Raw genomic sequence first — 12,567 nt, forward strand, 5'->3', positions numbered from 1 at the left:
ATTATGGCCTGTCGAGCAGTTCGCGATAGAGCGACTGCAACGTCTCCATGTGCTTGCGCAGTGAGTATTTCTGGCAAAGCCGTACCCGGCCTTTCAGCCCCATCGCATGGGCCTGCGCCGGGTTTTCCGCCATCACGTCCAGCGCATCGGCCAGATCCTGAGCGTTGCCAGGTTCAAACAGCAATCCTTCCACACCGTGACGTACCTGCTCCGGGATCCCGCCGATGCGGGCGCCCACCACGGCCCGGGCGAATGACATCGCCTCCAGCACCGCCATGGAGCAGTTTTCATAACACTCTGACGGCAGCACCACGGCCCGGGCGTTTTGAATCAACGCATCCAGCGCCGGGCCCTGCTGCACATAGCCGAGGAACTCCGCGTTGGGATAGTCCACCACCATCTCGTCATACAGCGGCCCGTGGCCGACGATTTTTAACGGCATGTGATTGCGCATGAGCTGATGCGCCCGGGCCAGGGTCGGGACCCCTTTCTCCCGGCTCAAACGCCCGACGTACAGCAGGTATCCCTCATCCTTCCCCGCCTCCGGCGTGTGGCTGTCGTCGATACCGTTCACAATCACATCGATGCGCGAATCCGGCAGGGAGCGTTTCAGCTCGCTACGCAGAAACTCGCTCGGGGAGACAATAACGTCCAGCGCCTGATAATTTTGCGCGATGTACTGCCAGGTCGCCTCCAGCGACAGCAGCAGGCTCTTCGACGCCGATCCCTCCTGGCAGCGATAGCGAAACGCATTAAAGACGCTGCCCGTGACGCAGGCGTCACACACTTTGCCGTCGCGCAGCATCGAGTACGACGGGCACATAATCTTATAGTCGTGGGCGGTCAGAACGGTTTTACAGCCGAAATCCCGGGCGACCTTGATCAGGGCCGGGGTCAGCTGGTGATAGATATTGTGGAAATGGACGATCTCCGGGCGGGTCTGCTCCAGCAGCGCCCGCATTTTTTTACAGGCCGCCCGGTTGTGAATAAAGTTGATGGCGGTTTTCGCCCCCGCCAGCAGGCCGCCCTCTTTGTGGTAATCGACATTGCTGACGAAGTGGTCGGCATACTCAGACGGAAAGTTCTTCTCATGCTGCATGGAGAAATCGATCACCTCCACACCGGCCTCTTTCAGCATCTGACGTTCCTGAAAATAGACCGTCTCAGCGCCTCCTTTGATAAAGAAGAACTTATTCACCAGTAAGACTTTCATTACTCTACCTGTTCATGAATAACTTTATTATCCGGCGGAACCCGGGGATCGCGCTGCGGGTGGAAAAGACCTTTCACCAGTCCGGCAGAGAGCACGGCGAGGTTGATCACGCTGTTCAGGCCATTTTTTAATGAGCGGTTACGCAGGGTTTTTAGCAGGATAAAGGCCAGCAGCGGCAACAGCGCGATATCAATCAGGCTGACGTCGAAAGAGAAGAACGCAATCAGTACGATGAAGATGTAGCTCGCAAAGATCACTTCGTTTTTCACCATCATCAACGCATCACGGAACCAGGGTTTCCCCCACGCGCTGCGCAGCAGCTCGCCGGGCGCCTGATGGAAGCCGCTCTTCCAGCGATAGCGCAGCATCCTGAAGGTCGGCATCGTGTAAGAGGTATGACGGAAATAGGGCACGTTCAGGCGATGCAGTTTATAGCCCGCGGCCAGCAGGCGCATGCCTAACTCCGCCTCTTCATAGGCGTGCAGGCTGCGGTTGGTCAGGTAGCCGATATCGGCAATCGCAGACAGGCGATACAGGCCGCCACCGCCCAGATGGTCGCTATCCCCCAGCGGGTAGATTTTATTGATACGCTGCTTGCGGGAGGTAAATTCGTAGTTTGAGGCGTCATCCATCTCCACCGTACCGGCCACGCCAGCGTACGTCGGGTTATTCTGCAGAAACGCCACCGCATGATCGATAAAACCGGGCTCCAGCTCCATATCGCCATCCATCAGCAGGATAAACTCCCCTTCGCTGTGAAGGTAGCCCAGCTGATGCCCGACGCCGCAGCAGCGGTCTGCCGGTTCGGTTAACGACACCACCATCACCCCTTTATCGCTGGCCAACTGCTGGGTGTTATCCGTTGAAAGACTGTCGGCAACAATAATTTTATGCGGATACGTACCCAGCTGGCTGCGGATACTGTCGATGGTTTTCTCAATACATTCGGCTTCGTTAAAGGTTTTGATACTGACGGTAATAAACGGTTTGTACATCAATAATGCCCCGTATGACGGCGTACGGTCCGGCGAATAATCAAACTGGAACCTAACGACATATAAAACAAGAACTGCAACATCGGCGTAATCATCAGTATCTGGCTGTACGGCAGGCTGAGCAGACAGGCGATGGCGAAGACGTTAAACGCCGGCGCAAAACTCAGAAGCTGAACGTCCGGCTTATCGAGCTGTTCCACAGACAGCACCGGCTCGGGCCGGACCGCCTTCAGGATGTAGATAACCAGACCCACAAACAGCACCGTCCCCACCACGCCCACTTCCCATAACAACATGCTCAGGGAGGTACTATCGAGATACAGGTTGTAATACTGATGCAGGAAGCCAGGAGAGACGGCGCTGCCGCTGTTGGTGGCGTTCAGGCCGTAGCCGAACAGCGTTCCCGGCAGCCCTGACAGATCGTTATGCTGTGCCCAGAACAGCAGAGAGGTGAAGCGGCCCACTTCCCCGCCGGGGGTAATAAAGTCCGGATCGAAGATGTAATCCATGGAGTCGAGGAAGACCACGAAGGGGTTCTCCGCCGTATCGCCGCCGTAGGCCGTCGAATAGGTATAGGCCAGAGCGACAACCGCCAGCCCGATCAGCAGCGCCATGCCGATCAGAATAGAGAGCAGCACGCCCAGGTTGACCTTGCTCGCCTCTTTAACCCAGGAGGGGGTCAGCCACACCCAGCCCAGCAGCAGCGGCGACAGCAGGATCACGAATTTAACTTCGCCAATGATGCACATCACAAACCCCAGCACGATATGCAGCGCCATGGATTTGAAGCTGGCCAGCCCATGTTTATATTCCGAAACTTTCAGCAGCATGATCAGCAGACAGAACAGCCCCATCGCGGCAGTGTTGCCGCCCCCCATAGGATCGCCGCCAAAGGTCCCCACCACCGAGTCCCATTTCTCCGCCTCGCCGTGCAGCGCCACGCGCTCCGGCAGGACAAAGATCAGCTGGTAAATGGCTACCGGGAACTGGATGTAAAACACCCAGTACAGCGCCCGGGTCACCTGATAGATCTGCGATTCCCGGCAGAAGCCCAGCAGCAGGCAGACCATTACCAGCGACAGCCCAATCTCGTTCTTGAATCCGACGAGGGTAATCAGCGCCCCGCCCTGAAAGAGGGTCGACATACCGGCCAGTACGATAAAAGCACCATACAGCGTCAGGATGATGGCTTCCTGGGCATCCAGTCGCATGGGCTCTTCGCGGGTCTGCAATACCAGGAAACCGGCCATCAGCAGCGTCATGACAAAGGGCAGCCACAGTACCGCCAGCTCACCGGTAAAATACTGCACCAGCCCGCAGAAGATCAGGGTAAACAGCGCGAAGCTCTGTAAATAATGTCCGGTATTAAGATTCATGATGTCACTGACCCGTTTCTCAGAATGTCGGCGCGCTTGTTCACCTTCAGGTAGATAAAGGCGTAGCGGATAAACGTCAGAATCGAAAATAAGATGATGGATGTCGCATAGTCATTGTAGAAATACGGCACAACAACGAACGCGATCCCCACGATCGCCAGTTGCTCAAGCTGGATCCGCAGGAAGTAGCGGTGCGAGCCGAAAATCAGCTCTATCACCGTCAGCGGACAGACCGCCAGCGCCGGGAACAGGTACGGCAGCATATAGCGCGAAGTCGGCACGGAGGCGATCCACTCCTCGCTGAAGCCCAGATTCATCACAATCGGGTAGAAGATAAACACGCCCAGCGTGCAGACCACTCCCAGCACCAACAGCAGCAGACGGACCTTTGTGTACTCTTCGTAGTTGAAGATGTTGTTTCTGAAATCAATCGACCATTTTGAGAAAATGGTATTGCGTACCGCATTGCCGATGATCACCACCGGAGCCAGGCAGAAGCGGCTGACCACCGAGAAGTAGCCCGCCGTCAGGGCCGAGAACCAGAAGTTGATCAGCATAATCGGCAGGTTGTTGCTCGCCATCGCCAGCACTTCGGCACTGCCCACTTTGGTAACGTGATGAATATTTTTTTTCAGGAACGCCAGGTTACTGGAGGGCCGCAGGTGATGCAGGGTGATGCTGCGAAGATCAAATGCCCGCATGATGCAGGCGCTGGTCAGCACCATCATCAGGATCGCCCACATCCAGTAAAACGCCATCACCTGGCTGGTGAGCAGGACGGACAGCACCACCACCACCGAAACGGAGATGCGCTGGACCACCAGAAAGCGAAAGTTTGCCGTCCGCAGCGACAGGTTTTCTGCCACCAGCACCCAGGTATTCGAGAGCGTGAGCAGGTACAGAAAGAGCATGTTCTGATGAAACAGCCAGCCCGTCAGCACGGCATAGGGGACGGCGATGGTCAGGCTTTGCAGGAGACAAAACACCACGTTCTGCGCCAGTTCCTCATCCGGCTGCCTGGGGATCAACAGCTGTGAGGCAAAGGTACAGACCTGGGCCCCAATCAGGGCAATACTGTAGTTGAGCGCGTAGAGTCCCACTTCGCCAAGATCGTACTTATGCGAAATGAGCCAGATCGACAGGGCACCAATCAGCTGTGAAATAACTGATGACCCTGCGATCGTGGAGGCGCTCCTGAGCAGACTCATGCCCGGCCTGTGTTGTTCATCAATTCATGGGTATGGTAGTTGAGCGAACGCAGCCCCTCTTTGCTCTCCAGATTTTTATCCACCACCTGATTCAGCACCCCACCGATCACCACGCAGCGATCGCTGGCGGCTTTATCAACGGCATGGGCGATGGTATCGGCACTGTTCTGGCCCGCTTTCAGGACGAAGATCAGACCATCCGTCACCTGGCTCACCAGCTGCACTTCCTGGCTCTGATTCACCGCAGCCACATCAATGATGATGCGCTGATAACGGCTGCGCAGCGTCTCGAGCAGCGGTTTTAACCGTTCAGGCGACAGCAGCAGCAGCGCCGAGACCGGGGTATTGCCGCGCGGCAGGAAATCGAGCTTATCGTTGACCTTCACCAGCACGCTGTCAGTGTCGCCTTCACCGCGCAGCACTTCCGCCACGCCCGGCGCTTTTGGTGAGCCCAGCTCGCCCGACAGACCGTCGTTGTTGAAGAAGTCCATATCGATCAGCAGCGTTTTCTGGTCAAAGCTAAAGGAGTTCGCCAGCAGGTTCGCCAGCAGCGTCCGTCCCTCTCCGGCTTCCGCCGAGGTGACGGCGATAACCTGCAGCGGGTGACTGCTCAGCATGATCTGCGTACGCATGCTGTGAATCACGTCGGCATTGAGCGGATCGCTGAACATCAGATCGCGGATCTTGCCCCGACCTCCCACGCCCCTGAAGCGGCGGATCTCCCCCAGCGGCATAAGGTTAAGCCGTTTCTGCATCTGGCTGAGGGTATTCACGGACCGATCCGTCGCCGCTTTCACCATCACGTACATGACGTAGAAGAGCATCACCAGCAGCACGATCATCAGCATCAGCAGCGGTTTATTCGGCTTCGCAGGACGCGTGGCGGGCACGGCAGGATCGTAGAGCTCCGCGTCGGCATCGGTATAGGTGCCCGGCAGCGTCAGCTCCTGCGTACGCTGGTAGACCACCTTGTACATCTCTTCCGTTTTATCCAGCGCCAGCTTCAGCTCGTTGTAGCCTTCGCGCTTCATCGACAGCTTCTGGAAGTTCTGGCGCTGCTCATCCAGCTGCTTCTGGTAATTCTTTTCATCCGCCACCGCCGCCTCGTAGCTCTGGCGTAACCCGGCCTCCTGCTCTCTGAGGGTCATCGCCGTTTGCGCCTGGATCGCGCTGATACGGGCCCGCGCCTGGATCACTTTGTCATGCTGTGGCCCGTAGGATTTCTCCAGCTGAGAAAGCTCGCTGTTAGCCTGGATCAACGCAATGCGTAAATCCTGGATCTGGGCATGATTTGAGATCGACGGCAGCGAGATGGCTCTGCCGCCACCGGAACGCACTTCGTTATAGATAGACTCAGCCGCCACCCGACGCTCGGTGGCATTCGCCAGACGGTTGGTGACAATGCCCATCTGTTCGGTTTCAAACCCGTCAACGCCGCGGAAGGTCAGTAGCCCCGCTTTCGCCAGATAGTCATCCAGCGCGGTTTTCTGCTGGATCATCTGCTGCTTGAGCTGCTGCAGCTTGTGCTGGTTATCTTCGCTGGCCTGCAGCGTTTTCTGCTGCTTGAGCCCTAAGCTGTAATTGATAAACGACTCAGCCACCCCGTTGGCAATATCAGCCGACAGCTGCGGCGAGGTGGACTCATACGAGACGGTGGCCAGATGGGTGGTACGCACGCTGTTAATGGTGAGGTTCTTGCTCAACGTTTTCAGCGCATTGTCGATCCGCTGCTGCTCGCTCTCTTTCCCCGTTGCGCCGTCATCGTTGCTGCCGGTGAACGCGGGATTTTGATCCAGCTTCAGGGTACGCACCGCCTGCTCAAGCACCACGCGCGACTGCATCAGCGCGTTTTGAGTTTCGTAATACCCGTTACGGGTTGAGTCATATCCCTCAACCTTCTGGAAAGGGGTGACATTATCGGGCTGGGCTTTGAGCAGGACCGTGGCCGTAGAGACATATTTTGACGGCATCAAACTCATTAGTGGCCAGGCAATCGCCCCGGCAATAATGCCGGAGAGAATGATTTTCCAGAGGTTCTTTTTTATTTCACTGGCAAATCTGGCGATATCGATAGCGCTTTCTCGCTTTTTGCCATTTTCCACTATTGATAGTTTCATGGTCAGAAGAACCCTATGCCTATAATTACGAGATCACCGGGGAGCACGGAGTGAGTCACATCAACATTTTCGAGTAACTCGCCAGTGGATGATTGTCGAATACTGAGGTCACTGCGGTCTGCACGGTCGGTATATCCCCCGCCTAAGGCGATAGCTTTTTCCACGGTCAGCCCTGGTTCATAGGCATAACCATTGGGATTCTCTATCTCACCCGAGATATAGAATTTGCGGAACTCAGCAATATTCACGGTCACCATGGGATTAAGCACAAACCCTTTGCGCAGACGTTGCGTAATCTCTGCATCAACCTGACTTGCGGATTTGCCCTTTAATTCCAGCCTGCCAATATAGGGGTAATTAATAGCCCCACTATTATCAAGTACTACTTTCATGGTCAGGTCAGGTTGCCCGGCAACGTTAATGTTGACGGTATCACCGGAGCCCAGTAAATAATTTGCTGTATCAACCACGCTATTGTCCTTTAACGTCGGCTGCGGTGATTTGCAGCCAGCGAAAACAATGCTGAGGAGTAAAAACGCGCACAGTTTAATTATTTTCATTTTAAATCTGAACCTTAGCTGTAAGCATAATCAAAGATTGATCATAGCCCAACGTTTCAGTCACTACGCGGTCATCGTTGGGGCCGATGGTGAACGTATCTGTATCTTTATTAGACTTAAGCGTATCAAGATGATATTCCACACCAACGTTAATCGATGGTGTGAGGTCATAACCGACAATAAATGAAAACACGCCATTCTTGTCGTGACGATCCTTGTCCTGATCTTTGTAGTCTTCAGTGATGTATGCGTAATCAAGCAACGTCGTTAAACGGTCGTTCATCCATAGGTGTTTGTAAGAGATGCCGTATTCCGTGACTAAATTATATCCTCCCGCTTCGGAAGGGTCTTTAATACTTTGGGATGTTCTTAACGTAAAAATTGACTGCTGAAGAGGTCGCCATTCACCGAGAATATCCCAGTTAATCCCGTTGAAATCCTTCGACCCGGGGTTATTTTCAAAGGTTTTATAGAGCCACGACACGTTCGCATCGACATTTGTTTTGCCCGTTACCTGCGACTGAATGCCGTAACGCAAATAATATTCATTACTGTCTTTTTCCGACGCATGGCCGTAACGGAACTGGTTGGTAATAAAACTATAGCGAAAACGTGTCTTAGATGTGTACTGATCGAAAATTTCTGCAATCAGCGTATTTTCGTCCCACTCCTGCTCGTCGATATATTGTGCGAAGTCCTTATCCTGGCTTTCAACCTGACCGGTATTGCCAAAGGTCCACTTGCGGTGCATCAACGCCAGGTCTGCCCTTCCCCGTCCGTCCGGCGCACCATAACTATAGCGTAGCTCGCTGTTGAACAGATTGGTGGTTAACGGTGACCTAACGCCAAATTGCCGGAACTGTTCAGGCAGAAATCCTTCCGTCACCCCGCGCCCGCGCGCCTCATGACCGAGTGAATCTTCAAGATTCAGGGTCAGGCCATGCATCAGACCAAAACGCCAGTCACCTTTGAAGCGGAAGAGGTGATCGTCATAATCGTCTGTAGAATCGCTGGAGTAGTGGCGATAATCCCCGGAGTACATCAGCAGGTATTTATCCTGCCCGCGCTCCCCGTTCAGACTTATCACGGGCTTGAGCCCCTGGAAGTCGGAGCCTTTGGCGTCGCTATCGTGATGCTGGTAGGTCACGTTATCGTTATGCCCGTAATCCACACCGACGTTGCTTTGAAAATCGATGCCCGCCCAACCGATGTGTGATTTTGGCGTTAATTCTGCCACGGCAACCGGAGACGCTATCATCCCAGCGATAATAATAATTTTAGTATGCATTCTTACCGACAAATCCCTTAAAAATGGTTTTAATGATGATTTTTATATCTAACCAAAAGGACCAGTTCTGAATATATTCAATGTCGTACTGGACTCGCTTTTCCATTTTGTATAGCGCATCAATTTCGCCACGATAGCCATTAATTTGCGCTAAACCTGTGATCCCAGGCTTTACTTTATGGCGAATCATGTAGTTTTCGACTTGCTTACGGTAAAGCTCGTTGTGCGCCACAGCGTGCGGCCGTGGCCCGACAATAGACATATTCCCCTGTATTACATTAATGAACTGCGGCAGTTCATCCAGAGATGTCCGACGTAAGAATGCGCCAAAGCGGGTGACCCGAGGATCGTCTCGTGTCGCCTGAACCACCTTGTCGGTATTTTCCATCACTTTCATCGTCCGGAACTTCCAGACTTTAATCTTCTGCCCGCTCAGGCCATAGCGATCCTGTTTGAAGAAAACAGGCCCACGTGAAGTGAGTTTGATGCCAATGGCAATTACGATCATTAACAGCACAATCATTACCATAATCACGCTGCCCAGCACCAGATCTTCTGCGCGTTTAATAAACGCTCCCACCCCGTCCAGCGGGGAGGTGAAAATGCCGATGGTCTGCAGGTTGTGGATGGAACGGATCTGAGAGGTATTGGTGCTGTAAGCGTAAAAGTCCGGCACAATATAAGTATCCACCGTGGTATCGGACATCATCGCCAGAAAATGGCGGATGCGATCCAGCGCCACCATCGGCAGGGCAATATAAATTTCGTCGACCCGGCCGGCATTGGCCTCTTCAACCAGCTTGATCACCGGCCCGTTATAGGGGCTGGTAATTTTGGTGGCCAGCTCGCCAAGCCGCTCAGGGCCACGCTCATCGTAGAAGGCGAGGTCCAGTTGAACGTCAGCGTACTCCAGGCGCAGCGCCCGTTCAGCCGCCAGGCCGTTATCGGTAATGCCGATAATGGCCACCCTTATTTTCTTTTTCGCCGACAGCTTAAAAATAATCAGACGGACGACGTAGAGAAAAGGGATCGGCGAGGCGTACCAGAGCGGCATAGCAGGAATATTACGCACGTCGATAAAGCTGACGTAGCCTAAGGCGTATAATTTCGCGACCAGCAGACGCACCAGGCCGATAAAAAGGATGGCTAAAAAAGCGGTCAAAAACAGGCGTCTTTGGTTACGCAAATTGTTGTTTTTAGGACGATAGAGATAGCACTGCGTGTATTCACCAAACAGTAAAAAGGCAGTGGAGTACAGTAAGCTGATCAAAATTACAGTATCGAAAGATTCCATTTTCAATACCCAACCACTGAGTATTAAAATTAAATTAATTGAAAAGAAATCAATTAATTTAATGAATACCGAGTAACTTCCATGGGTGATCTTTTGCGAATTTCTCAGCATGTCCAGCCCTACTTATAATTTATCTTCGGTATTATTTTTGCTGTGCCCGTTGCACCTGTGGATATATTACAAAAGTTAAAATGCCGTTTCGGGAAAAGGTAAACCGCCGAAAAGAATCAGCATTTCAGGCTATGTGTGCGTGGAAATCTAGATTGGTGTGAAGCTCAGCATACATACCCCTCACAGAGAAGAAAGCGTCGATTTTATAGAGACATCCGCTTATATACAGCGTAAGCACTATTCAATAAAACCGCCAATAAACTTTCGTTGTATTCCATTTGGGTATGAAAAAAAACCCGGCTAGCGCCGGGTTTTTTATTTACTCATTAATGCGGGGGTGTTGATCGACCAGACGGGTACGCTTCTCTTGTAGCGTCGCAATTTCAGCATCGATATCTTCTATCTTCTGCTCAATGTTGTCGTGGTGCTCACGCAGGATCTCTTTGGCTTCCTGAAGGTCAGAGGCAGCAGGTGTCGCCCCTTTCAGCGGCAGGTTCGCCGTCTCCTTCATGTAAATGCCGGTAATCAGGCCGATGACCGCAATCACCATCAGATAGTAGGCAGGCATCATCAGGTTCTGCGTGCTCTCCACCAGCGAGGCTGCCAGCGTCGGCGTCAGACCGGCGATCAGTACCGAGATGTTAAAGGCCGCCGCCAGCGCGCTGTAACGGATGTGCGTCGGGAACATCGCCGGCAGGGTCGACGCCATCACGCCAATAAAGCAGTTGAGGATCACCGCCAGCATCAGCAGCCCGGCAAATATCAGGCCGATGACATCACTGTTAATCATGATGAAGGCCGGGATAGCCAGCACAAACAGCGCGACGCTGCCGAAGATAATGAACGGACGACGTCCGAAGCGGTCGCTCAGCAGGCCCATGATCGGCTGCACAAACAGCATCCCCACCATAATGGCGATGATGATCAGCACGCCGTGATCTTCTGAGTAATGCAGGTTATGCGACAGGTAGCTCGGCATGTAGGTCAGCAGCATGTAATAGGTCACGTTGGTGGAGATCACCAGACCAATACAGGTCAGCAGACTACGCCAGTGGCGCGTGGCAATCTCTTTGAACGAGACCTTCGGTCCATCCTGCAGACCTTCACGATCGCCCTGCTCCAGCTTTTCAACGTGCTGCTGGAACGCCGGGGTCTCTTCTAACGCGTGACGCAGATAGAGGCCAATAAGCCCCAGCGGCAGCGCCAGGAAGAACGGAATACGCCAGCCCCAGGCGAGGAAGTTCTCTTCGCCCACGACGGTAGAGAGCAACACCACTACGCCCGCACCCAGCACGAACCCGGCGATGGAACCAAAGTCGAGCCAGCTACCCATAAAGCCGCGCTTACGGTCCGGAGAGTATTCGGCAACAAAAATAGATGCCCCGGTATACTCACCCCCAACCGAGAAGCCCTGAGCCATCTTACACAGCAGCAGCAGGATGGGTGCCCAGATGCCTATGCTCGCATACGACGGGATCAGGCCGATACAGAACGTACTGACCGACATAATCACTATCGTGATAGCGAGGATTTTCTGGCGACCGTACTTATCCCCCAGCATCCCAAAGAACAGACCCCCTAACGGGCGTATAAGGAAGGGAACAGAGAATGTCCCGAGCGCGGCAATCATCTGCACGCTGGGATCGGCACCAGGGAAGAAGACTTTACCCAGCGCGTAGGCCACGAAGCCATACACACCGAAATCGAACCATTCCATCGCATTACCGAGCGAGGCGGCGGTGATCGCTTTGCGCAGTTTTCCGTCGTCAATAATGGTGACGTCGCGCAGGGTGATCGGTTTAACTTTTTTCCTTTTCAGCATGGCTATCCTCGTTGACTAAGCCCAGTCCTCACCACAGCGCCTGAAAAGTGCGCTCTGTGGAACCCGGGAAGCGCCTCATGCGCATTCTCCTTTCTCAAGCGTAGCAGGTTTACTTACACTGACCTTTCGGAGCGGTACAACCGAACCTGTTGACGCCTGTCTGGGCTGTTTATGGAGCCATTACCCTACCAGCGTTTATATTTGTGATCAACTTCACATATATTTTTAAGGTTTTTACCAGAAGTGTCAAAAGTGTAAATAAGCCGTATTGCGTTATTTCTAATACCCGCCTCTGGAAATACTCTTTCAGACGTTATTATTTGCTGTGAAATGAAAAAATGACGACATTTTTTTACAATGCGTTCACAGCCATTTTAATAATCAAGAGGCGAAAATCGTCTTTCCTTAAAATATGTGATGAAGATAACTAAAACACTGTTTTATTTTCATTGAATCATCATTCCAACGATCGCATCATAAGCCTGTCAAAACGAGTGGGGTGGCCTTCACGTGAAGGCTTAAAAAACCAAACTGGTTATATCTGCTGTATGAACAACGAATTGCCTGGCACCGTGAAGTCACA

9 protein-coding genes are annotated in these 12,567 nt (G+C 53.0%); all 9 read right to left on the bottom strand.

Annotated features, from left to right (window positions below; genetic code table 11):
• Window position 1 precedes the first annotated feature (1 nt).
• The 9 genes from LG383_RS17245 to proP all read right to left on the bottom strand — a co-directional run bounded on the left by LG383_RS17245 (window position 2) and on the right by proP (window position 11,984).
• Window positions 2-1,213, bottom strand: a complete 1,212-nt coding sequence (locus tag LG383_RS17245; protein ID WP_106993998.1) for a glycosyltransferase family 4 protein — start codon at window positions 1,211-1,213, stop codon at window positions 2-4.
• Window positions 1,213-2,211: a glycosyltransferase family 2 protein gene (locus tag LG383_RS17250; RefSeq protein ID WP_106993997.1), complete on the bottom strand. Its 999-nt coding sequence runs from the start codon at window positions 2,209-2,211 to the stop codon at window positions 1,213-1,215. The genes LG383_RS17245 and LG383_RS17250 overlap by 1 nt, the downstream gene beginning before the upstream one ends.
• Complete coding sequence (locus LG383_RS17255) at window positions 2,208-3,584, bottom strand: capsular biosynthesis protein (protein WP_225759770.1); 1,377 nt, start codon at window positions 3,582-3,584, stop codon at window positions 2,208-2,210. Before LG383_RS17255 ends, LG383_RS17250 begins: the two co-directional genes overlap by 4 nt.
• Window positions 3,581-4,792, bottom strand: coding sequence for an oligosaccharide flippase family protein (locus LG383_RS17260; RefSeq protein ID WP_225759771.1), 1,212 nt, complete (start codon window positions 4,790-4,792; stop codon window positions 3,581-3,583). Before LG383_RS17260 ends, LG383_RS17255 begins: the two co-directional genes overlap by 4 nt.
• On the bottom strand, window positions 4,789-6,909 hold the full coding sequence (locus LG383_RS17265) for a tyrosine-protein kinase domain-containing protein (RefSeq protein WP_166181347.1): 2,121 nt from the start codon (window positions 6,907-6,909) through the stop codon (window positions 4,789-4,791). The genes LG383_RS17260 and LG383_RS17265 overlap by 4 nt, the downstream gene beginning before the upstream one ends.
• Before the next feature lie 2 nt (window positions 6,910-6,911).
• Entirely contained in the window at window positions 6,912-7,469 is a 558-nt protein-coding gene (locus LG383_RS17270; protein ID WP_106993993.1) for a polysaccharide biosynthesis/export family protein, read from the bottom strand.
• 1 nt (window position 7,470) lies between these two features.
• Window positions 7,471-8,757 (bottom strand): outer membrane beta-barrel protein, encoded by a 1,287-nt coding sequence (locus LG383_RS17275; RefSeq protein ID WP_106993992.1) that lies wholly within the window; start codon window positions 8,755-8,757, stop codon window positions 7,471-7,473.
• Entirely contained in the window at window positions 8,747-10,162 is a 1,416-nt protein-coding gene (locus tag LG383_RS17280; RefSeq protein ID WP_106993991.1) for an undecaprenyl-phosphate glucose phosphotransferase, read from the bottom strand. The genes LG383_RS17275 and LG383_RS17280 overlap by 11 nt, the downstream gene beginning before the upstream one ends.
• 319 nt (window positions 10,163-10,481) lie before the next feature.
• Window positions 10,482-11,984: a glycine betaine/L-proline transporter ProP gene (gene proP, locus LG383_RS17285; RefSeq protein ID WP_166181344.1), complete on the bottom strand. Its 1,503-nt coding sequence runs from the start codon at window positions 11,982-11,984 to the stop codon at window positions 10,482-10,484.
• Between the last annotated feature and the right edge of the window lie 583 nt (window positions 11,985-12,567).

The sequence above is a fragment of the Leclercia sp. Marseille-Q4284 genome, assembly GCF_916618945.1.
GTDB lineage: Bacteria > Pseudomonadota > Gammaproteobacteria > Enterobacterales > Enterobacteriaceae > Enterobacter > Enterobacter tamurae.